Genomic DNA, 23237 nt, shown 5'->3' with positions numbered 1-23237 from the left:
TGCGCTTGGCACCGCACCGGCTGATGTCCCTTATGCAAGAACTGTTGTCGTAATAAACCTATTTTATCCTTCTTGAATTTTAATCAATAGGCTGAAGTGTGCGACGCAAGAATGATGAGGGAGGTTTAAATGTTCGGCCAAAAAAGTATAACTAAAAAGCGTCTCACTTGCGGAGAGACGCTTTTTAGATCTTTATAGAACCTGCTATAATATTTCTACCCTTCCTTCTTTACCACAACTACTTTACCGCGGTCAGCTTTGTACATATCTGCGTACATTTTTACTAATTCCTTATAATCACTTGCGGGAAATTTGCCTGCTTTTCGTTCAAACAAACGGGTTAGTACAACCTTGTCGCCTTCGACTTTATAGTTGATTTTATACTGGCCGAACTTGTTTGTGAAAGAAACAGGCTGCGGAAGAGCTTCAGTAACAAAGCCGGCAGGTAAAGCGATTTCGACAGTGTCAACATCGCGATATTCATAAATAAGATCTATATCGTTTTGCCTTTCTGCATCACTTAGCTTTAAAGTAGTCTTGCTTAAAAGGTTTGGTTCAATAAAAATTCTTTTGCCACTAACCTGGGCGTAGTGCTCTGCTACGACGTTTAATTTTTCGTCAATGGCAGGTATGCGGGAAGAGATCGTTTTATAATCGAAAGAGGTGATGTCGTAGGTGGGAAGATCAATCTCTTTCTTCAAATATTCGAGCTGCTCTTTTTTTGAATAAGAGTTTATCATTGAAAAAAGATCATCTTGCTGCATGCCTGAATACTGTGTCTGAATGTCTGCATTCAGTTTTCCGTTTTCATCAACAGTTGCGGTAACCTTTCTTATCTGTAGGTTGTCATTGAAATTATAGGCTGGTGTTTTTACGAGGTGACCTCCATCTTCATCAACCATTAGGGCGAAGCGATTACTTGTAAAACCACTGAGGTATCCTGCAGACAAAGTCTGGTCTGTGCATTCCAACCACACGGTATCTTTTTGCATGGGAACCGATAAGATCACATGGTTGAATTGTTGCGAGGGGAAGTCTTCAACTATTGACCTCTTGAATGTACCAGACTTCACCAATGTATACACTGATCTTATTCCCACTTCCTTTAGCAATGAGAACATGTAGTTAGTTAAAGCCTTGCAATCGCCATACTTTTTTTCAGCGACATAAGCAGCATCAAAAGGCTGCCATCCCCCAATACCTAACTGAATACTTATATACCGGGTATTCTTCTGCATATAGTTATATAACAGAGCGATCTTCTTTTTCACATTGGGCTCATCGTCGGCCAGTTCGTGAACAGCCGCTTTAACGGCTGGAGGCAAATTGTCCCTGTTTTGCTTCAAACTATAGACAAACTTTCCGAACTCTTTCCAATCGCTCATATTTCCCTTGAAGCCACCTATTTCAAAATCGGTTGCGCCCGCTATAACAGTCGGCGTTATTTTTTGCCATTCCGGTCCTGCATATTCGTCTTTTACTGACGTGAGATTTTTAACTTCCCAGTGGTACACTTTCTCTTTTGTACTCGTAATAACAGGTTCTTTGTCGTAGTGAAAAGCTTTGTACCGTAATTTATAATCCAGTGGAGAGATGATTTCGAAAATGCTGCTCTCAACTGTGTACTCGTCATCTTCAACAGGCATCCACGAAGGCATAAACATCAAGTCATTTCTTTTGATCTCAACTTCATATTCTACTGTGTATGGATATACCTTATAGAAAAAGTTATGGCTTTTATACCTGTTGTCATCAGCAAGGCTACCCTCACTACTACCCGTACGGTCACTTATTTCAGAGTTCTTTAAAGACCTGATTTTTTTACCTGCTGCATCATATAATGAAGCATCTACAGAGCGTATTGTAGTGTATTTATCATAACCCTCGTACCATCCTGCGTGCTTATCACCGTTTTCATTCAAGATTGTGACCGCAGTTTTGTAATAGTAAACCGCGCTACCCAGATCTTTTATTTCGTATCGTATGTATTCTACACGTTTCACTGCTGAAGCATCTTTCAAAAGTGAAGGATCTATTTTACTGGCAGCGTACTTATTGTCGTCTGCCGCAAAACTTTGCAATGCAAAAAGTGACAGCAACAGAGCGCATAATATTTTGTTCTTCATGTTTAGGCCTTGATTTTTTTCAATACTATTTGTTCGCTATGTTTTTTTACTATGTATCCGAAAAAGTCACGAAGGTTTTGATAATCATCTGGCGAGAAAGTGGCCTTATTCAGCTTCACCGAGGATCGCAACTGGATAGAGTTTGCATCTTTCACAACCATATATTCAAACATCCCTTCATCTTCATTGAATTTAACCCTGCTCGATTTCGGCAACTCTTCAATGGTATAGCCTTTTGGAATTTCCATGTTTAAGAGGAAAGTCTCATTCAATCCATAAGGCATTTCTACGGGGTAAAGTCGCTCTGCCGATTTAAATGGATTTTCTTTCCAAGCTTCACCAAAAACCGGGTTCAAATAGATCATTTCATCCTCCGGCTTAAACTGCATATCGTAGCTTACTGTTACCGGGTCTTCATACATTTTTAAAGAGTCTACTTTCTGGTTAGAAAGGTCAACATCAAATGAAAAGCCTTTTTTTATTTCCTTGAAATAATCTTCCTGGGTTGTTTTCACAAACTTCTCACGTAAACCTGTAGACTCATAATCGCCTAAGTGTGAGACAAAGCTTCCCTTCAACCCACCTTTTCCATCATTAATTATAAAGACACTGGTGAGTTTATTTTCCCGGATTGAATCGGCGCTCAGGTTAATCAACTCAGGAAAATCTTTATCAATTATCCTGGCGAAGCCGTTGTAACAATCAAGATCTAAATGACCAAAACCAAGTTTGTTTTGTGAAGCATCAAGCAGGTAACTCTTATCATCGATAACCACCCTTGATATTACGTAATTCAGCTTTTCTAATATAGGGTAAAGTTCCATAGCCTTACCATGATCCCTCGTACTTAGCAAAGCGGGGCGAGCGTCTAAACCCTTGTTTTTTAAAAGAGTAGTCAGCAGTAAATTAATGTCCGCAACGTTGCCATTTTTAGTTTGGTAAACTTTTTTCAATGGGTTAGACAAATACTTTGCGCTGTAATTTGTACAACTCATATTGTCCCGCACATATTCAAAAATCTTTTTCGCCGACTCCAACGGGGTAGTTGCTCCAGCAGTAATCTTCTTTACTTCATCACTCCAATAACTTCCGTTCTGGGCAAGGTTCGCGCCGAAGTCCTCGTCTTTCAACAACTCCTCGCTCACTACATTCCAACTGTTCATTATATTTTTTGCAGGAGAGTTCGGATATTTCACCCTGGATAATTGAAAAGAGATTTTAGAGATATGATTATCTAAAGTGGTTGTAAAACTTTCTTTTTTCAGTGCGGGCACATTTTCCATTGCCCAGGTATGATTTACAATGTCGGATCTAAATGAATATAATTCACTTCTTCCTGCTATATCCCCGTCTAAAATATTGTAATTCTCAATTCCCATTGAGCCTTCATTTACCTTGTACGGAGTGTAGCCCTGTGTGAGTGTTACAAAATCATAAATGGTAGGAATAGATACTTTGTATTCACTCCAGACCACCGGGTACTCTCCCTGGAAATACCACGAACGCAAGTCACCGGGATAAGGTGAGACAAAGCTGTATTTTATCTCGATGATGCTTCCCTCTTTTATGTTTGGAAGCGTAAATTTTCTGACTGTATAGTTTTTATTTAACCTGTCTTTGAAGATGGAACCCTTGTCAAGCTTAAACGTTTCAACTTTTCCGTTCTCTAGGTTGTAGGTGTTTGCTTCAAGGCTTTCAATTCTTTCTTCTGCAGCTCCGGAAGCGTATAAGGGAATAGATATCGTGGCAAGGTCAAACGAATTGCGATTAAGTAGCCTGATACGCGTGTGTCTTTTAAAAGCAATCGAAAAACCACCAGATGTATTGCCCTCATATTTTGATGAGCCTACATCGTACAGCACAACACCGCTCGCACTACTATCAACGGCATAGGCGGTAGGAGCAAAATCCGAAGGTTGAATGTCGCCAAACTTTACTGACGGTTTTTGTGAGAAAACTGGACTAGCTAAAACTAAAAGGGAGGGCAACAAAAGGCCCCTAACGAACTTTCGCATTTTTTAAAGGTGTGGTTGTATAAAAATGATGAACATTTGTAGCAGATACAAGAACTATTCTTTAACAATTATATTGCGTGGAGAGAAAATAAGTTGCGGGAAAAAGACACGATATGGATTAAAAACAAGTGCAGAGAACTGGGTTTCGATTATTGTGGAATTGCACGTGCAGAAAAACTGGATGATGATGCTCGTCGCCTTGAAACCTGGCTCTCCGAGGGAATGCAAGGCAATATGCAATACATGGAAAATTACTTTGACTTGCGAACTGATCCTGCCCGGTTAGTTCCCGGAGCAAAAAGCGTTATTACTGTGCTGATGAATTATTTCCCCTCGCAAACGCAGAGCGCTGAAGTTCCTAAAATTGCCAAGTACGCCTACGGGCAAGACTACCACGAAGTAATAAGAGAGAAGTTGAAGCAACTGCTTATGATGATGAAGCAGGAAATAGGGGAAGTGAATGGTCGTGGGTTTGTAGACAGTGCCCCGGTTCTTGAACGCGCTTGGGCGACTAAAAGCGGGCTTGGCTGGATTGGTAAAAATGGCAATCTTTTAAATAAACAAGCAGGCTCCTTCTTTTTTATTGCCACCCTAATTGTTGACCTTGAATTGGTGTACGATGATCCCTTCGCAAAAGATTATTGCGGCAGCTGCCGCCGCTGTATCGCGGCTTGTCCAACCGATGCTATTTTAGAAAATAAAGTTGTGGATGGTAGCAAATGCATCAGCTATTTTACTATCGAACTAAAAGATGCACTTTTGCCAGAGCACCTAAAATCCCAGTTTTCGGACTGGATGTTTGGCTGCGACGTTTGCCAGGATGTTTGTCCCTGGAACCGCTTCAGCAAGCCAAACAGCGAAAAACAATTTACCCCACTCCCACAAGTATTAAACTTCAGCAGCAACGATTGGGAAGAACTAACTGAAGAAAGCTTCAAACAAATCTTCAAAAATTCTCCCCTTAAAAGAAGAAAATTCGAAGGGATCAAGAGAAATCTGCGTTTTATAAAAAACTAGTTCTAGAAGATTTTGTAGTGGGCTTCAATAGTGCTCCTGGCACTTCGGTTGCGTCGCACTCTTGTACTTATTCTATTCTACTCAGCAGCTAAGGGCAAGCAATTGTAGTGTTATTTTAGCAGCTCATATTACCACTTATAAAAAGTTCTCTGGTCAGCTAAAAACTTGTAGTTGTTTCTACCGCTTAAGAAAACTAACTTTAGTACAAGTCCTAAACTTTACAACAATGTCTTCAAACCCTTTAAAAAAATTGCCAGGCTTCATTGGATATCTCTTTGGTAGTTTTTTCATTGTTGTACTATGGCTTTTTGAGAAGTTTTTGTCGCTGTTTCAGAAATTAAGGATAAAGAAGAAATCGTTCGATTAAGTTCCATAGTATCGCTGGCAACGAAATTGATATACTAGTAAAAAGGTTAGCCATGAAAAAAATCATAATCGTTTCCGCCCTGTTTATCGCTCTTGCAAGTTGTGGCGGTAGTGACACCACAAATACTAATGCGGACAGTAGCACAACCACCAACAACGATGATCCCGGACTTACCAATCCAAGCGCTATAGATACTACAAAGCATCCCGACGGTATCGTCAACGGCAGCGTGATTAGTACAGACACTGCCGCAATGAATGTTCAGAATTCTATTAACAAAGCAAATGCAGCAAAGAAAAATAAAAAGTAAGGAGGCTACGAGCTGTTAGCTTTTAGCCACGAGCTTTTATAGTTTCTCCTAACTCACATTTCACACCTGACTACTAACATCATCATATCTTTGCGAGCCTTCCAGTTATAACGGAAGGCTTTTTTTGTACCTATCGTTTGCCTGCCGTTCTGCTCATCTTATCTACAATTTATGATTAAAGCTATTTTATTTGACCTCAACGGAACAATGATCGACGACATGGAATATCACGCGAGAGCATGGTCTACTATTCTGAACAATGACTTAAACGCTAACCTGACAATGGATCAAGTCAGGAAAGAGATGTACGGAAAAAACTCGGAGGTTCTGATACGGGTTTTTGGAGAAGGCAAATTCTCAGCCCAAGAAATGGATAAGTTATCAATCGAAAAAGAAAAAAGATATCAAAAAGAGTTTTTCCCTGAGCTGAGATTGATTAACGGGTTGGATCAATTTTTAAAGGCAGCGCAGGATAAGAGTATAGGGATGGCCATTGCCTCAGCCGCTATTCCCTTCAATATAGATTTCGTTCTTGACAACCTTCATCTGCGTGAATACTTTGCAGCAATAGTAAGTGCAGATGATGTAGCTACAAGCAAACCTCATCCTGAAACTTTTTTAAAAGCCGCTAATTTGCTAAACACACTGCCTGAGGATTGCATCGTATTTGAAGACGCACCCAAAGGTGTAGAAGCAGCCCAAAACGCAGGCATGAAAACCGTTGTGCTTACCACGATGCATGAGAAGGAAGAATTTGCTCAGTACAACAACATCGTCGCTTTTGTTAAGGATTATTCCGACCCCTTTTTTACAGATCTGCTAAATGATGCTAAGCAACTCTAACCTTTGAGGCAGTGAAAGAGCACCTTTTATTTATCGACACTGAGGCTTCAGGACTTCCAAAAAATTGGAACTTACCTTATGACTCGCCGGGTAACTGGCCGTACTGCGTGCAAATTTCATGGGTCATTTATAGTAAGGATCAAAAGGAAGTAAAAGCCGAAAATCATTATATAAAAGACAACGACTTTACAATAGAAGAATCAGCCACTAAAATACACGGAATTACAAGGGAGTTTTTAGATGCAAAAGGCGAAAGCAGGAAAGATGTTTTAAAGTTACTGGCAGATGACCTAACTATATTCGAGCCTTTGGTTGTTGGTCATTTTATGCAGTTTGATATTCATATGCTTGGCGCTGATTTTTTTCGGGAGGGGTTAGAAAACCCGTTAAAAAAAGACCAGACTTTTTGTACTATGCTGGGTTCAATCAATCTTATTAAAAATCCTTCCGTAAAATTCCTTCGATTAGAGCAGTTGTTTAAAACCCTTTTTCGAAAAGACCTCGAAGACCATCACAATGCAATTGTAGATGCACGTGCAACAGCTATGTGTTTTTTTGAATTGTTGAAACGTGGTGAAATAAGCGAAGAAACAATTGAACGTCAGCAAATAGAAAGTGTAAAGGAAGTACCTGAAAGTAAGTACGGATGTGCGATGCCTATGTTAATCATTATTTTATTAACCTTTTTAATCTTCCATCTATGAATCATCGTCTCGAAGTTTTAAAAGAAACGGCCCCTTTCAATATGTTGCCCGAGGATGTTTTGATGGAGGTTTCCGGTTTATTGGAAGAAATCAAGTATAATAAAGAAACGGTTATCTACCAGCAGGAAGTGACCAAAATGAACAGGGTCGACATTATTGCAAAAGGCGAATACGAATCTTTTTTTTATGACAGCGCTCAAAACAAGCGGTACATCGAACACCATACTTTTTGTTTTTCTTATGGCGGGATATCTATCTTACTAAACCGCAAGCGTTCCTTGAAAACCGCCATTGCAAAAAAAGGCACAGTTGTGTATGCGTTGGCAAGAAAGGACTTTGTAGAACTGTGCATGACGTTTGAAAAATTCTTCCACTACTTCACCGCCCAATTCGGCAAAAGAATGCTGGATGATGAATTCGCGCACTTTGTAAAGCGTCCTAATTTCTTTGAAGAGAGTTATATAGCTGCAGACCAATTGTATTCGAAAAAGATCGAAAGTGTCCAATACCGCGACATTGTTTCCTGCCGCGGCTCCACTCCTATTTATATGGCGGCCAGACTCATGGCAAAGAATAAAGTGAGTTGCCTATTTGTAACTGATGACGGTGGCAAAATTATCGGCTTCGTTACAGATATTACAATTCGGGATAAGGTAGTGGCAAACACATCTGATGCAAACAACCCTGTTCTCAGCATTATAGATAAACCTATAGTTTCAATCAGTACCGACGCCTATGTGTACGAAGCTATACTAATGATGTTTAGAACAAAGACCCGCTACCTTCTTATAAAAAATAAAGGCGAGTATGTAGGGTTTCAAAGCCGCAATAAGTTATTGAGCGAACACGCGCAATCACCGTTAATATTTATTCAATCCGTAAAATCGGCCTCTTCAATAAGCGAACTAAAAGGAAAGTGGGAGAAAGTTCCCGAGATAGTAACCCAGTTACTTGAACGAGGCGTGAACGCGCAAATAGCCAACCAGGTGATTACCACTGTAGCTGATACAATCGCAATAAAGGTGATAGAAGGAGTAATAGGTGAAATGGGAACACCGCCGGCAAAATTTGTGTTTATGGTGTTGGGAAGTGAGGGCAGAAAAGAACAGACACTTAAAACCGACCAGGATAACGCAATCATTTATGAAGACAAAGCAAACGAACACCGGGAAGAAGTAAGAGAATACTTTCTACAGTTTGCAGATATCGTATCAACGAGATTAAATGATATTGGATTTAGTTTTTGCGAAGGTGGCTTTATGGCGAAAAATCCTGTTTGGACACATTCCCTTTCTCACTGGAAGAAGAATTATGCAAGCTGGATAGAAGACGCCCTGGCCGAAACAGCGATTAAATTCTCTACATTTTTCGACTGCCGGTTTCTATATGGAGAAGCGCCTTTAATGGACGAACTCAAAACGTTTCTTGATGAGGAACTGCAGAAACCGTTGGAGAAGTTGTTTTATTTTATGGCTAAGAACGCACTTCAATATGAGCCACCGCTCACATTTTTTAAGAACATCCGCACAACTACGGTTGGGTCACAGGAAGTGTTTGATATAAAAAAAGCAATGACGCCGATTGTGGATCTTGTGAGAGTTTACGCCCTCCAGAACCGCATCTTTGAAGTGAATACAGGTGAACGGCTTAAAGCTTTAAAGGAAATTAATGTGTTTACTGAAACTGCGTATAATGAGCTCAACCAGTCCTACTATTTCCTGATGAGTATGCGCTTGAAGAGCCAGGCAAACCAGATTATGAATGATAAAAAAGATCCTGACAATTATATTGACTTGAATGCCTTGACTAAAATAGAGCAGGGAACACTGATTGAGATTTTCAAGACGATCACTAACTTCCAGTCAAGGATTAGAATTTATTTCACCAATAACTTGTTTGGGTAAGGTATTTTCTTAGCGTTGTTTCTGAACGGAGGTTTCATTTGAACGCGTTGGATTTATAAAAATATCTTTAATTATTTTAGAGGCAGGATAGATTAACGCAGAAGCTTTTAACCGATTTTAAAAAACCATCATGAGAACAATTAAAGCTCAACACAAAGCTGTATATGAACCAATAGGTGACCTTGTTACTTATAGGGCAATGCCTACGCATGCTGCTCCTATGAACATAATTGATCCTTTTATTTTTCTAAATCATCATGGTTGGCAGGAATATCCTCCTCACAATGCCGGCTTACCTTTTGGCCCACATCCGCACAGAGGATTTGAAACGGTCACTTTTATTTTAGAAGGTGACCTGACACATAAAGACACGACCGGTATTGTTAGCGTTATTAAGGAAGGCGGAGTACAGTGGATGACAGCAGGACGAGGATTGATTCACGCCGAGGTGTCTTCGCCTGAGTTTAAAGCTTTGGGAGGCCCGCTGGAAATTCTACAGCTATGGGTAAACCTGCCCGCGAAACACAAGATGACCGAGCCAAAATACGTCGGACTTCAAAAGAACGACATACCTGTGGCAGCATTTGACAACGGCAAAGTAGCTGCACATATCGTTTCAGGAAAATGGAACGACATAAGCGGACCTTTCGAACCACTTACAGATATTCATCTTTCCTTCATGTATTTTAAGGAGGGAGGTAAATACACTATCCAGGTACCTAAAGAGCAGAATGTTTTTTTGTACATCGTAAAAGGTGAACTAAAAATAAACGGCGACTTTGCAAGGATACATCACCTCGTAGAATTCAACCGCGACGGGCAGATGATTGAAATGAAAGCAACAGCAGATGCAATTATTTTATTTGGTTACGCCACACCTTTTAATGAGCCTTTTTTTGCCTATGGTCCTTTTGTTATGAATACCAGAGAGGAGATTATGCAGGCTTATGAAGACATGAAAAACGGAAAATTCGGAGATGAAACAGCATTGATGGATTAGGATAATGAGACCGAGCATCGGCACCTATTGTTCATCTACTGCCCGAGAGCTACCACTTCAAATAAATTGAACGATATTGCTCCTCTCTTGTTTAGCTATAATTTACATTCTTACATATATACCTCACAACTAAAAAAATTGCCTCTATGAATTCACGTCGGGACTTTTTACAAAAGATTGCCGCTGCGTCTATTGTTGTACCTTTTTTTCCTAAGACAGTTGAAGCAGCCACTGAAAGCTACCAGGGCCCATTGCTTCGTGTAGCCATTCTCGGGCTGGGAAGTTATGGAACACGGGTAGCCGATGCGATGCAAACCTGCAAAAAAGCTAAGCTAGTCGGTGCTATTAGCGGCACTCCTTCCAAACTCAAAGACTGGCAGAGCAAGTACAACATACCAGAAAAAAACTGCTACAGTTACCAAAACTTCGACCAGGTAAAAAACAATCCTGATATCGATGCTATTTATGTAATCACGCCAAATTCTTTGCACAAGGATTTCGTAATCAGGGCGGCCAAGGCGGGCAAGCAGGTAATCTGTGAAAAGCCAATGTCGGTAAATGCAAAAGACGGCCAGGAAATGGTAGATGCCTGTAAAAAAGCCAACGTAAAATTGCTGGTTGGTTACCGTATGCACTTTGAACCAAATACACTTGAAATTATAAGAATGCGAAATGCTGGTGAGTTTGGAAAAATAATGTTTTTCCAAGGCTTGTCGGGTTTTAGAATAGGCGACCCGACGCAGTGGCGGCTAAACAAGCAACTGGCGGGTGGCGGCTCGATGATGGATATTGGTATCTACTCCATTAATGGCGCCCGTTACATGGTAGGAGAAGATCCGATCTGGGTAACAGCAGAGGAAACCAAGACTGATCCTGTAAAATTTAAGGAAGGCGTTGATGAGACCATCCAATTTCAGCTAGGATTTCCAGGCGGCGCGGTAGCATCTTGTTTGTCAACCTACAGTATGAATAATCTTGATCGATTTTTCCTGAATGGCGTACAAGGGTTTGCGGAATTAAATCCTTCTACCGGCTATGGACCCATAAAAGGCCGTACTAATAAAGGTGAATTAAGTTTCCCTCACGTAACTCACCAGACAGTACAAATGGATGAGATGTCAGATATTATTCTAAACGGAAAACAACCCATCGTGCCTGTAGATGGCGCGGAAGCTGTAAAGGATCTAAAAATCATTGACGCAATTTACCTGGCAATAAAAACGGGTAAAAAGGTTGATGTGAAATTGTAAGTAAACGTAAACCGGGAAGATCTTGAAAAGGATATAGGAAACGTGCTACTCCGCTTTTCCTGTATCCTTTTTGTTATTTTGGGCAAGCTGTAGTGAGAGCCTCAGCTTTCTTAGTTCAAGGTAGATAAAGTCGTCCCATTGCTTTTGCTTTGCCTTGTTAAGAGAATGATTTGTCTCTTCGTCATATTGGCGTTGCATGGCCTGGTATTCTAATTTTTTCTGGTTGAAAAGGTCAATAATTTGGGTGTTGTAGGTACTTGCCGTATAAGTATAAGAGTCAAACTCCCTCTTTAATTTCTGAGCAAAAAGCTCGGCAATATCAAAGTGCAATTGCTCATGCTTCAGCAGGTCATCCGACTGTTTGTGTCTGCGGCTCCATGACGTATTCTTATCGAAATTTGCAAAGACTTCGAATTCAAAATCTCCTTCGCTGTAAATTTTGTAATTGTAACGTATCTCGGCGTAGCACTCTGCATCGTACCTGCTGGTATCATTTACGCGGCCGAGAAAGTCTTCCCATTTCAATTGCTGATTTCCACTCCACCGGATGCTTTCCTGGCTATGAGCGGCAGTCGTAATAAATAAAATAACAATGATTAGAACAGTCTTCATTTACCTCTTCTTAAAATCAAATTATTAATGCTATCGTTATACACTAAAATCCTCTTCAAACCCCGTCAAAATCCTCCTAATACATTTCTTATGCATAATACTGAATTAAGTGAATTGTAAAAAAGGATTAATGATAATTTAATGTTTTTTGGAAAAAGGGGGTAAAGCAAGAGAAGTACTAATGGTTGCATGACCCGTAAAGAAAGCAAGCTTTTAACATTTCTATAGCTTTTATAGAAACTGGAGCAATTTTGTCTACTGTATCAATATTTTCGCTTCTATTTTTCTTCCTACAACGCCCGCTTGTTAACATTCCTTTTCATTTTTGGCACTATTTTGTATGGGATGCAAGTAATAAAAAGACCACTTTATGAAAAAGACATTTCTAGTACTACCTCTTGCCATACTATTGGTAAACTGTAGCAGCACGCGAAACACGAGCAGTACTTCTGGTACATCTGCAAATTCAGGTATTAATGCTTCCGCATCAACCACCGGAACCGGTACGAATGCTGATGCATCTGCTTCTGGTTCAGTTGCGTCATCCAGCACTAACACTACTGGCACGGCGTCTACATCAGCAAGCACTTCAGCTACCGACAATAGCAGCATGTCTGCTTCTACTTCAACGGCAACTTCTACCCAAGGTTCTACGAACTCAGCATCTAAGTCGGGCATGTCCTCAAGTAGCTGGAATAACAATACTAGTGCACATACAGCTTCCGGCGCTATTAACTGGGACGTGTACGATCCGAACAATTACATGCAGAACCCTGAAAAATATTTGCGCCCAGATCAAATGACGAAAGCTGGTGGATGGACATACAATAAAGACTGGCGTCGCAATACAAACTTCACAGCTGAAGCAGTTGGACAATGGCAACTAGTTTTAACTCCTGAAGTAGCATCTGCATGGATGCCGGACACAAGAAGGCCAGAAACTTATGCAGCATTTTGGACACCTGAAGCAGTTATGGCTCGCTACCAGGCTAACATGGCAGCAATTGCAAGAACCCAGGATTCTATTGCAGCTCTTAATGCAACAGCTGAAATGAATACTGCAGCAACAACCGGAAAATCAGGTAAAAGAAACTCTGCAAGAGCAGGATCATCTGCATCAGCAGGAATGGCTGCATCTTCTGATGCAACTGCCAGCACTACCCTTGCTACAGGTTCCGGAACAACAGGAACAGTAGGTACAGGTGGAACAGCGGCTACTACAACAGCAGACTCTAGTACTGCTGCAGGTGCAAACGGCAACGTAACTGTACCATTTGTTATGACTGCCGTTAACGGAAACAATTTCATGTTGCCAACTTTAAATATGTACATTGACAACGGAAGCTTCACTGCTTATACTGGTTGTAACAGTGCAGTAGGAACAATCAAAGTTGAGGGAAGCAAACTTCATTTCGACGAAACAATGCCTGCAACAAACGTTGAGTGTATTGGCGGATTTGATCAAACAGCATTTATGGAGCGTTTGCGTCGCGCAGATTCTTATGATGTAGTTGACAACCAATTCCGTCTTAAACAAGGCGACCAGGTGTTGATGGTATTTGCAAAAAACGCGAAATAAAGATTTTAAAGAGCGATTATACAATTGAAAGAGGCAGCCGATTAGGCTGCCTCTTTTTTGTTCATTCTGATAATCTCAATTAGAATCCTTTAAAGCTCTAAGAGGAATTTAAGAGTACTACTCCACGTTTCCCAATAGGATTTTAACGCCTGTCGTGGTGAGGTTATGCAAATCATTGATGGTAGCTTGTCCCTCAGGTGAGCCCATTGTTTCTTCCATCACTTGCTTGCTTGTAAAAAAGATTTCAGCCATTCGATAATAAGCGGGTTTCCCTCCATCTGCAGAAGTCTCGAACCTGGTAATTTCTATCCTGCTCATTCGCGCCATTGCCTGGGCGAGTGGCAGATGATGTTCCTTAAAATGTTTTTCAAACGCATCTGGATCTGTTGGATGTTCATATAACACGGTCACCTTATACATAATCTATCTTTTCGAATCCGAAATTAGAAAAAATTCGAGACGCTTTTTCGGCAGATTTTAGTTACAATGTTTTCCGAATAGAAACTAAAAGAGAAGAATTATTCTACTACAGACAGCCATTACCAGAGTTGCGTTAAGCACCCTTAATGAAATTGTAGAATATGCAACCGAGTCTGTTTCTTAAAATGCATAACCGAAGCCTACACCTGCATAATAGGGCCAGAAGAAGCCCTTACCAAAAACTGGTACAAGTGCAGCTTTAAAAAAGTATCCTCCATCCACCGGTTGCTTTCTATAGCCAAGGCTTATAAAGCCAAATGAATTTTTAAAAGGTCCGTCGCCGGGATCCTTATCGCTATTGCTAACAATAGTACTGCCTGCGCCGACCTCGAAATAATCCCTACCGTTCTTGCCTGTGATATAATTTAAACCCAGGGGAATTAATAAGAGCTTTGAATTCTTTAACGACCATCCACCAAAGCCCGCACGAAAACCAAATCCATCGTTTGTTTTTCCGAAGCGCATGTCATAATTCACCGAAATAAGGCCAGGGCCACCTACTTCAAAAAATACAACCTTTGTTGCATCCGTTCCGCTTGCCGTGCTTTGTGCATTTACGTTCATACCAATCAACATCGATGCAACTAATAACATCTTCATTTTTCTCATAATAGTAATCCTGGTTTTAAAAAATTTGAGAATAATACTCGAAAAACTATACCACTTTCTATTTTTTCCTGCTTGATTTTGCGCAAGATAGATTAATACCACGTGTAAGGCAGAAGGTATAAGTGCTGGCAATAACACGAATGTTTTTGTCGACAGAAATTATAAAAGCACAAGTGAGTGACACAACAAAAGAAGTATAATACCTACAGAAGCTGGCTAAATAAAAATTTATGTAACCAGCATTAGTAACCACGTTAAACTTCGTTGCGACGCTACTTTCAACCTTTTGTTATCAATTATTGCTGGGGAAGAAAATGTTTATACCCTCACTGAAGTCACAATCTTAGTTGTCGCCTGACGCAACCATTGTCCTTATTCTTTTTAAAAAAATATGATCAAAAGTCCTTTCCAAAGTACTAACCCCCTTAGTATTTCGTTATCTAATTATGTTGCCATGCAGGAGCATAGACAAATGAACGTATATGAAAATTTTAATCGCGGAAGATGATTCTCTTATTTTAAAAACAATAGAATTATGTCTTAAGAGAGACGGCTTTGAAATCATTTGCTGTATGGATGGTCTTGATGCAATGGAAAAGATTGAAAGCCTCCAACCTGACCTGATTATCGTTGACATTATGCTACCCTATTTCTCGGGACTTGAAATAGTGGGTAAGGTAAAGCAATTCAAGAATCCAATTCCGGTTATTGTGATATCAGCGATGGGACAACAATCAGTTGTAGAAGAAGCTATGAAACTTGGAGCTGATGAATATATCTCGAAGCCTTTTAACATCGCTGCCTTAACTGCTCATATAAAACGGCTAACAAGCACCGAAGCAATTCCTGCTTAAAGCAAACAGTTGACTGTCTCAACGAACGGGCAACGAACGAAGCAAAATGATTCTACTCGATACAAACTTCGATGATACATTTGCCAGGTATGTAAAACCTGTTTATCTATACTCCGCTTCGGTCGTTTTCATCTTGCTTACGGCAACCCTTGTTATTGCCACTTTCAATACTTTGTACGTAAAAAAGAAAAAAAACTGTTTCAAGAAAAGTATTGAAAAAAGCCTCGAAGATTGGATTACCGAGGTAATCATCAATGAGAGTTCTGTAGGTGTTGCTATCCCCGAAAATATACAGGACCTTTTTAAAAAGCCTGAAGCCCGCCAGTTAGTAATTGATGAATTGGTAAGGAACAAAAGCAGCTTTTTAGGGATTGTTTCAGAAAATATTATTAAGCTGTACTATAAGCTTGGCTTAAACGTAGACTCAAGAATTAAGCTCGATGATCGTAGAACGCACATACAGTGCCAGGGCATTCATGAACTTGGCGTGATGGAGCAGAAAGATCAACTGCAAAAAGTATATCGCTTTACCAACAGCAAAGACAAAGATGTACGTATCGAAGCTCAGACTGCTGTACTGCAATGGTACGGATTTAAAGGTCTTCGTTTTTTAGATGTAGTGTCTTACCCTATCACCGAATTTCAGCAATTGAAATTGCTTGAACTACTACGACAGCTTCCTTTTACAGGCTTTTCCAAACTAGATAAATGGCTCACTTCATCCAATGATACCGTCGTAAGTTTTGCCTTAAAACTTGCCGAGCACTATAAACAAGTGCAGGTACATAAAGAAGCGGAGCAATGCTTGCAGCACCCAAATGAGGCTGTACGTGTGCAGGCTGTAAAAACACTTGCGAAAATTGGAGATTCAAAGACTGCGGATTTACTTACGCTCGCTTATAACAAGGAGCGATTTACCAACCGGCTCAACATCTTAAAAGAACTTCCCAAGATCGCCGGCGACGACCAAAGAGACTTTTTAATTATTCAACTACACGAGGGACACGAATACCTGAAGCTGGCAGCAGCAAAAGTACTGGCCCATTGCACCGCGGAAGGAATGGAGATTCTGGAAGCTAAAAGTTACGATACACCCATCCCCTACAAAGAGATTTTCCTACATGTAAAAGCTGAGGCGGCAAGATGAGATGGGATAGCCTGATATACGATTTTATTACGTACGCTATCTTTATTTATTCAGGTACGCAGCTAATATTTTACGTGCTCATTGGGCTATTTTCCATCGGTGCTACAAAGAAGTATGCGAATAAGAATAGCTTCACTGACTACAAACTCCTTGCGATTTCCCCTTATGCGCCTTCCATCAGCATTCTGGCTCCGGCTTATAATGAAGGAGCAAACATTATCGAAAACGTCCGGTCATTATTATCCATCTATTACAATAACCTTGAACTGATTGTTATTAACGATGGTAGCAAAGACAACAGCCTTGAACAGCTGGTTGTAGCCTATGATCTTATTAAGATTGATTATTTTGTTAGCTACCAAATTGCTACAAAAGCTGTTAGGGGAGTTTATAAAAGTAAAAACCCCATTTATAAAAAATTAGTTGTTGTAGACAAAGTAAACGGTGGTAAAGCGGATGCGCTAAACGTTGGCGTAAACATAGCTTCCAACGATTACATCGTTTGTATAGATGTTGATTGTGTATTGGAACAGGATGCCCTGCTAAAGCTAATGAAGCCATTCCTCGAGTCAACCGGGGAGAAAGTGATAGCGACAGGCGGTGTGGTTCGAATAGCCAATTCTTGCGAGATACAACATGGCCGGTTGCTGAAAGTAAACTTGCCAAAACAGTATCTCCCAAGAATGCAGGCCCTTGAATACATCAGAGCGTTTCTACTGGGAAGGATGGCGTGGAGCAGGCTCAATGGCTTGTTGTTAATATCCGGTGCCTTTGGTGCTTTCGACAAGGAGCTAGCCATTAAAGTGGGAGGCTATGATCACAAAACTGTGGGCGAAGACATGGAACTCGTTGTACGTATGCGACGTTACATGGAAGAGCTAAAGCTTCCTTATAAGGTGGCCTTTATTCCCGATCCGTTGTGTTGGACGGAGGCACCGGGTAGCTATAAGATATTAGGAAGGCAGCGCAACCGCTGGACACGAGGAACCATAGAGACGCTTGGACTACATAAAAAAATGTTCTTCAATCCGCGCTATGGTTTATTGGGATTGCTCAGCTATCCTTATTGGTTCTTTTTCGAGATGTGCGCTCCCGGTGTTGAATTTCTTGGATTGGTTGCATTTGTTGTGATGGCGTTTTTTAAACTCATCTACTGGCAAACCTTCTTTTCTTTCCTCGCCTTTATTATCACATTTGGATACCTCTATTCTGCCTTTGCATTGTACATGGAAGTAAGAACCTACAACCAGTACAGGCGAAAGACCGACATTATGAAACTGCTACTAACGGCTTTAACCGAACCCTTTGTATTTCATCCATTCGTGGTTTGGAGTGGCGTAAAGGGCTATATAGACAAACTGCAAAAAAAATCAAGCTGGGGCGAAATGACCAGGCAAGGTCTCAACGGAAACCACCAACCCGTCATTACAGCTAACCACGTTGTCGTTAAAGACGTGCTGTTGGAGCCGCAAGAAAATTAAGTTTTTGTAGGGCGGGTAATTTGAAAGGTTTAATCGAATTATATAGCAATTTTTATTTGTAGGAAATTTTGATTTTCGTTTTGTAGACTCTCCCGAATTTTTAAAAGCTATTTGGAGCTACGCATCGCTTCCAATATTCCATAATAACGCTGATCGTTTTTTCAAGCTCTGACATTGACTCCTGCTTCAAAAAAAATCCTTGTACTGAAAGGCTATACGCTTCTATAACTGCTTTCTGAGTTGATGCCGTAGAAAAAAACAAATAGGGAATGCATTTTACCTGTAGTGCCGCATCTGTCTTGATTTTGTTTCGTAAGGCAAAACCATCGAGTCTAGGCATGTTGATGTCTGACAGTATAAGGAACGGAGAAATGTCGCTACGGTTTAAATATTTTAGTGCCTCTTCCCCATCTGAGAAAAAAATTATCTCGTTTTTATAATCCAGCTTTATAAAAACTTCCTCAAGTATTTCCTGGTCATCTGCATCGTCTTCAATAACTATTACGGGGCCATTATAGTTCATGTTTATTTCTATTTCGGTACAAGGTAGTCAATCACTTATACAACTCACAGGTATTGTAAGAGCCCTGGCTGTGTTACATTTTTTAGTAGGTGCAGTTACAACCTTTTCTACGAAGAATAATTTTTAAAAGCGGACGCAAGGCTGAGTAAATGCCAGCGTATAAGACACCTCTTAAATTTATCTTTTTCTAACACTACAATCGATCTTTCTGGCACAAATTTTCCTCTACAGTAAAAAGAAAATCCTGATAAACTCAGGGCGAAAAGAGAAAAAGTAAGGCAAACAGAGAAACAACATTCTACCTCAATCAGCCAAGGGCCGCACCCGCAATTGATGTAGAATTGGATATGAAACAACTCGTAAAAGTTACTTAGGCAGGTAATAATAAGAAGGAGGAAGCACGATGATAGCAAGAGAAACACTAAAAAAAGGGCACATCTCTGCCCGACCCAAAAATACACTTCCAACAAATGGTTTTGAACCCGGTATCCACAGTTTCCATCTGGATAATATTCGCGACGGCTTTCTGTACGTTCCCAAAAATTACAATAAAGATGTTCCAACGCCTCTTGCTGTCATGCTTCACGGCGCAGGAGGTAACGCGGAGCACGGCCTGAACTTATTAAAGCCATACGCCGACGAAAAGAACATATTATTATTAGCCCCAGCGTCGCGCAGTGTTACGTGGGATATTATCGCAAAAGAAAATTTCAACGGCGATATTATTTTTATCGACCAAGCCCTGACGATCGCTTTCGAGAACTACAATGTCGATCGGGACCATATAGCTGTCGGCGGTTTTTCTGATGGGGCGTCTTATGGCTTGTGTGTTGGCTTGAGCAATGGTGACCTATTTACACACATCATGGCATTTTCGCCAGGCTTCTATCATACTGTTGAAAACAAAGGTAAACCAGCAGTATTTATCTCCCATGGTGTGAAGGATCATGTTCTTCCAATAGCTCCTTGCAGTCGCCGCATTGTACCGCGGTTAAAAAGGTTGAACTATAATATTCAATACAAAGAATTTCAGGGCGAACATGAAATTCCTGCTGACATATCTGCCACGGCCGTCAATTGGTTTCTGGAAACCTAGACCTTCCTGGTTTGGTTCTTTTCGTGGCATTTTTTACGTTTCGACAAATCAACCTATACTATAGCAGATCCCATTTCTTGCGATATTCTCGGTGCAGGTAAGTGTTCGCTTCCTTATCATCTATAAACTTTTCTTTCTTGCTATTCCAGTTTAACTTTCGGTTTAGCCGGTAAGAAATCAGTCCGAGGTGCATAGGTAAAACCATCTTTCTTGCATACTCAAGATTTGACTCTGGTTGGGTTCTTGACTTAACCGAATCAACAAAATTCTGCTGGTGACCAGGAGATCGGACAAGGGTGATTGGAACCTCAGGAATATCGGTAACGGTTTGTCCATTAACAGTAATCTCACGAGTGTTATAATCACAAATTAAGGTGCCTTTATCTCCTTCAAAATATGCCCCAATGCCACGCTTTGCAGCCCCAGGTACATCAGGAGGTACATGTGTCCAGTACATGTTAAGACCATCAAATTCATAATCTACATCAAGCCATAAAGGGGCATCATCAATTCCTTTCGAGGCCTCGCCTCTTGCACTTATCGATTTAAGCCCCTTTGGTTCTATAGACCAGAAAACAACGTCTGCAATGTGACTCCAGAAATCTGCAAATACGCCGCCCGAATAGTCAATGAAATACCTGTAAGTAAAGTGACATCGTTGAGGAGTGTAGTCAACATAAGGCGCAGGCCCGAGCCACATATCCCAGTCAAGAGTAGGCGGTGGTGCCTGGATAACAGCAGGTCCAAGTTCAGGTGGCAATCCTGTTTTCCACAACCTGACTGTGTGAACATTCCCAATTGCGCCGCTACGAATAATCTCTACCACCCGGTGATAGTTGTCTGTTGCATGTATCTGCGTTCCCATCTGGAAAATCCTTTTGTGGCGCTTAAGATTTTTCAGCATTGTCTGTCCCTCCTTAATGTCGTAAGACAACGGCTTTTCGCCGTATACATCTTTGCCTGCCTGGAAAGCAAGGGTTGCTATTTGTGCGTGCCAATGGTCGGGAGTTGCGCAGGTAATCGCATCGATATCTTTACGATCAAGTATCTGGCGAAAATCTCCGTAGCCCTGCGCATTGCCTGCAGGACGCAAAGCCTGAAGGGTTTTCATGGTAGAATTTAAATGATCCTGGTCGAGATCACAGAGAGCGACAATGTCTACTTCAGGCAGCCCGGCGAACCACTTTAAATGGTTGTTACCCATTCCGCCCAAACCAATATGAGCTATTCGCAGCTTATCGCTTGGCGCTACTTTTTTAGCCATTGCGGGAAGAAAAGCAAGGCTAAGCGCCGCCGCCCCACCCTGCTTAATAAACTCTCTTCTGTTGAAAGATTTATTCATTGTTCAATTTTTCAAATGATTGCAATCGTTATTAGTTTTCAAGATACCGATAAATCCAATAAAGGTTTTAGACGTGTAAAACAGTTTTAATGATTTTACAATCCAGCAATTAATTAATCTCCTGGCTCGATCGGGTGAATATTAACTTGATAAATGCCTGTAAAAAAAATTTGTGAAATGCAACGGTAGATGTGAAAGCGTTGTCAGCTGAGAAAAAAACAAATGAAAACAATAATGCTATTAGTGTTATCCGGCTTGCTAATGACCGGATGTGAGAAAAACGTTGAGGAAAAAGTATTCTTCAGTGGAAAATACTCAGGCACTTTCGAAAGAACAACCGGAGCAGGCAGCAAAGTATCGAGCAATGTCTCAATCACATTTAATGACGCAAATTACTCAGGCACGAGTGACAGAATGAAATTTCCTGCGATTTGTAATGGTACTTACTCAACAAAAAATAATGAAATTCATTTTACAAATAGTTGCATGTGGACAGCTGACTTTGACTGGTCATTAATATTAAACAACGACTACACCTACAAATCCAGCGGTGACAGTCTCGAAATCAAGCGTGAATACGCAGGACAAATGACGGACTTATACAAGCTAAAAAAAGAACAAAACTAAACTTAGCTAATCCTCATTCTGATAGATGAATACCAACTATAACTGGTATGATGAAACTCATAATAGTAATCATCCTTCTATCAATATGGCATTGGGAGAAATAAGATTGTCAATCAATTTTGTTTCATAACAATCAACTATACCACGCTTATAATGAAAACGCAAACACTTAAATTATTTCTATCTCTTACTTTAGCACTTTCTCTTTTCGCATGTAAAAAGGATGAAACTACGCCAACACCAATTGATCAGTCGCCAACAAAAATGGTCAAGCAAGTAACTGCATCTCCGGATGACTTTATTAGCTATGAATACGATGCAGCGGGACATGTTATAAAGTATGTTTCCAAATGGCAAAATGGTGCAGGTGGTACCAGCAGTTCAAACAACGTTTTTGAATATAACGGAGACAAATTGTCGAGGTTTTCAAACCAGTCAGGTTTCGCCCTGTTTACCTATAATGGCAACACAATTGCGAGGTCAGACAATTTTGCTGCTAACGGGAAGAAAATTTCCACAAGCCTCTACCAGTTTGAAGGCAACAAACTTACCAGCATTATCGAGCAGAACGCAAACCCGGAACCGGATGCAATTATCGAAACAAAGGTTAGTTATCAATATTACAGCAACGGCAACGTAAGCAGGATTGACCAGGCTTATAGAAAACAAACAAGCGATCCTTTCACAGTAACCTCTTCGCAGGTATTTGTCGAGTATGACGACAAAAAGAATCCCCAGCCCGATGGCGTCCTGGGCTTCTTTCTCCCCGGCGTAATCTTGCAAAAAAATAACCCTATTAAAGTAAATAATCTTTCAGCCAATGGAACTATAGATGGCTATTCACGTTACGAATACACATACAACTCCAACGGTTATCCTGCAAAAAGGAAACATTTTATAGCAGCGGGAAATACTGAATCAACTCCTGTTGTGTTTGATTATATCTATTGATCCAGGTTGGATCTGGAAAGCTAGCGGCTTGAGCTTTTGATATAAGATTAGTAATTTCTAACGGCAAATTTTTATTGCGAATGCTTATGTTTTGCTTTTCTTTTTTCTTGATAAAAAAGAAACAAAAAATCAAGACTGCATAAAAAAGGCTAAAAATTACCTGCTCATGCTAAAATGAAATAAGTCACAACAGTTGAATAAATCTGAGATAAGTATAACTTAAAGACAAACAATATTTCCAACCCTCAGTAACAACATTTCATTTCTTAACGCCCGAGCAGGTAATTTTTTTAACGCCTTTTTTCTGAGGTCGTTGGAGTCTGACGGCCGCTTACGTTCGAATTTTTAATTAAAAAACTTGTCATAAGAAATAACTTTGACAACAGTTCTTGCATTAGCG

22 protein-coding genes are annotated in these 23237 nt (G+C 40.5%); 14 read left to right on the top strand and 8 right to left on the bottom strand.

What is annotated here, in order from left to right:
* Positions 1 to 215 precede the first annotated feature (215 nt).
* Positions 216 to 2126 (bottom strand): DUF3858 domain-containing protein, encoded by a 1911-nt coding sequence (locus SAE01_RS23690; RefSeq protein ID WP_147206322.1) that lies wholly within the window; start codon positions 2124 to 2126, stop codon positions 216 to 218.
* Positions 2127 to 2128: 2 nt separating this feature from the next.
* Entirely contained in the window at positions 2129 to 4141 is a 2013-nt protein-coding gene (locus SAE01_RS23685; protein WP_147206321.1) for a DUF3858 domain-containing protein, read from the bottom strand.
* Positions 4142 to 4234: 93 nt separating this feature from the next.
* Here SAE01_RS23685 and queG point away from each other — a divergent pair, with 93 nt between their 5' ends.
* The 7 genes from queG (at position 4235) to SAE01_RS23650 (ending at position 11536) form a co-directional block, all read left to right on the top strand.
* The gene (queG, locus tag SAE01_RS23680; RefSeq protein WP_147206320.1) at positions 4235 to 5158 is read left to right on the top strand and encodes a tRNA epoxyqueuosine(34) reductase QueG; all 924 of its coding nucleotides are present in this window, start codon (positions 4235 to 4237) and stop codon (positions 5156 to 5158) included.
* Between the two features lie 419 nt (positions 5159 to 5577).
* On the top strand, positions 5578 to 5835 hold the full coding sequence (locus SAE01_RS23675) for a hypothetical protein (RefSeq protein ID WP_147206319.1): 258 nt from the start codon (positions 5578 to 5580) through the stop codon (positions 5833 to 5835).
* 171 nt (positions 5836 to 6006) lie between these two features.
* Entirely contained in the window at positions 6007 to 6678 is a 672-nt protein-coding gene (locus SAE01_RS23670) for an HAD family hydrolase (RefSeq protein ID WP_147206318.1), read from the top strand.
* Positions 6679 to 6689: 11 nt separating this feature from the next.
* Positions 6690 to 7382: a 3'-5' exonuclease gene (locus tag SAE01_RS23665; protein WP_147206317.1), complete on the top strand. Its 693-nt coding sequence runs from the start codon at positions 6690 to 6692 to the stop codon at positions 7380 to 7382.
* Positions 7379 to 9286, top strand: coding sequence for a DUF294 nucleotidyltransferase-like domain-containing protein (locus SAE01_RS23660; RefSeq protein WP_147206316.1), 1908 nt, complete (start codon positions 7379 to 7381; stop codon positions 9284 to 9286). Before SAE01_RS23665 ends, SAE01_RS23660 begins: the two co-directional genes overlap by 4 nt.
* Positions 9287 to 9416: 130 nt before the next feature.
* The gene (locus SAE01_RS23655; protein ID WP_147206315.1) at positions 9417 to 10286 is read left to right on the top strand and encodes a pirin family protein; all 870 of its coding nucleotides are present in this window, start codon (positions 9417 to 9419) and stop codon (positions 10284 to 10286) included.
* 146 nt (positions 10287 to 10432) lie between these two features.
* Complete coding sequence (locus SAE01_RS23650; protein ID WP_147206314.1) at positions 10433 to 11536, top strand: Gfo/Idh/MocA family protein; 1104 nt, start codon at positions 10433 to 10435, stop codon at positions 11534 to 11536.
* Positions 11537 to 11581: 45 nt separating this feature from the next.
* Here the strand turns inward: SAE01_RS23650 and SAE01_RS23645 are convergent, their stop codons facing one another.
* Together SAE01_RS23645 and SAE01_RS24865 are read right to left on the bottom strand one after the other, a co-directional pair.
* Positions 11582 to 12148: a DUF922 domain-containing protein gene (locus SAE01_RS23645; RefSeq protein WP_147206313.1), complete on the bottom strand. Its 567-nt coding sequence runs from the start codon at positions 12146 to 12148 to the stop codon at positions 11582 to 11584.
* 306 nt (positions 12149 to 12454) lie between these two features.
* Positions 12455 to 12826 (bottom strand): hypothetical protein, encoded by a 372-nt coding sequence (locus SAE01_RS24865; protein WP_218029237.1) that lies wholly within the window; start codon positions 12824 to 12826, stop codon positions 12455 to 12457.
* Between SAE01_RS24865 and SAE01_RS23640 the strand changes: the two genes are divergently transcribed.
* The gene (locus tag SAE01_RS23640) at positions 12825 to 13727 is read left to right on the top strand and encodes an META domain-containing protein (protein ID WP_218029236.1); all 903 of its coding nucleotides are present in this window, start codon (positions 12825 to 12827) and stop codon (positions 13725 to 13727) included. The two genes, SAE01_RS24865 and SAE01_RS23640, sit on opposite strands and share 2 nt — an antisense overlap.
* 117 nt (positions 13728 to 13844) lie before the next feature.
* Here SAE01_RS23640 and SAE01_RS23635 read toward each other — a convergent pair whose 3' ends face one another.
* Positions 13845 to 14147, bottom strand: a complete 303-nt coding sequence (locus SAE01_RS23635) for an EthD family reductase (protein ID WP_147206311.1) — start codon at positions 14145 to 14147, stop codon at positions 13845 to 13847.
* A 180-nt stretch (positions 14148 to 14327) separates the two neighbouring features.
* Positions 14328 to 14816, bottom strand: coding sequence for a hypothetical protein (locus tag SAE01_RS23630; protein WP_147206310.1), 489 nt, complete (start codon positions 14814 to 14816; stop codon positions 14328 to 14330).
* 482 nt (positions 14817 to 15298) lie between these two features.
* Between SAE01_RS23630 and SAE01_RS23625 the strand changes: the two genes are divergently transcribed.
* The 3 genes from SAE01_RS23625 to SAE01_RS23615 are packed head-to-tail and all read left to right on the top strand — an operon-like array spanning position 15299 to position 18298.
* On the top strand, positions 15299 to 15670 hold the full coding sequence (locus tag SAE01_RS23625) for a response regulator transcription factor (RefSeq protein ID WP_147206309.1): 372 nt from the start codon (positions 15299 to 15301) through the stop codon (positions 15668 to 15670).
* Between the two features lie 46 nt (positions 15671 to 15716).
* Positions 15717 to 16817, top strand: coding sequence for a HEAT repeat domain-containing protein (locus SAE01_RS23620; RefSeq protein WP_147206308.1), 1101 nt, complete (start codon positions 15717 to 15719; stop codon positions 16815 to 16817).
* A complete protein-coding gene (locus SAE01_RS23615) occupies positions 16814 to 18298 on the top strand; it encodes a glycosyltransferase family 2 protein (RefSeq protein ID WP_147206307.1) in 1485 nt (494 codons plus the stop codon). Before SAE01_RS23620 ends, SAE01_RS23615 begins: the two co-directional genes overlap by 4 nt.
* 100 nt (positions 18299 to 18398) lie before the next feature.
* On the opposite strand, the gene SAE01_RS23610 is transcribed toward SAE01_RS23615, so the two are convergent.
* Positions 18399 to 18821, bottom strand: a complete 423-nt coding sequence (locus SAE01_RS23610) for a response regulator (RefSeq protein ID WP_147206306.1) — start codon at positions 18819 to 18821, stop codon at positions 18399 to 18401.
* A gap of 403 nt (positions 18822 to 19224) precedes the next feature.
* Between SAE01_RS23610 and SAE01_RS23605 the strand changes: the two genes are divergently transcribed.
* Positions 19225 to 19917 carry an alpha/beta hydrolase gene (locus SAE01_RS23605; protein ID WP_147206305.1) on the top strand — a complete coding sequence of 231 codons (693 nt, stop codon included), beginning with the start codon at positions 19225 to 19227 and terminating at the stop codon, positions 19915 to 19917.
* Positions 19918 to 19975: 58 nt separating this feature from the next.
* Here the strand turns inward: SAE01_RS23605 and SAE01_RS23600 are convergent, their stop codons facing one another.
* Positions 19976 to 21259, bottom strand: coding sequence for a Gfo/Idh/MocA family protein (locus tag SAE01_RS23600; protein ID WP_147206304.1), 1284 nt, complete (start codon positions 21257 to 21259; stop codon positions 19976 to 19978).
* Positions 21260 to 21481: 222 nt separating this feature from the next.
* Between SAE01_RS23600 and SAE01_RS23595 the strand changes: the two genes are divergently transcribed.
* Positions 21482 to 21886 carry a hypothetical protein gene (locus SAE01_RS23595; RefSeq protein WP_147206303.1) on the top strand — a complete coding sequence of 135 codons (405 nt, stop codon included), beginning with the start codon at positions 21482 to 21484 and terminating at the stop codon, positions 21884 to 21886.
* A gap of 153 nt (positions 21887 to 22039) precedes the next feature.
* A complete protein-coding gene (locus tag SAE01_RS23590) occupies positions 22040 to 22837 on the top strand; it encodes a hypothetical protein (protein ID WP_147206302.1) in 798 nt (265 codons plus the stop codon).
* Positions 22838 to 23237: the final 400 nt, after the last annotated feature.

Source organism: Segetibacter aerophilus, from assembly GCF_007991655.1.
In the GTDB taxonomy this organism is placed as follows: Bacteria; Bacteroidota; Bacteroidia; order Chitinophagales; family Chitinophagaceae; genus Segetibacter; species Segetibacter aerophilus.
The sequence above is the reverse complement of the archived record's forward strand: the minus strand, read 5'-3'. Positions and strand labels throughout refer to the sequence as shown.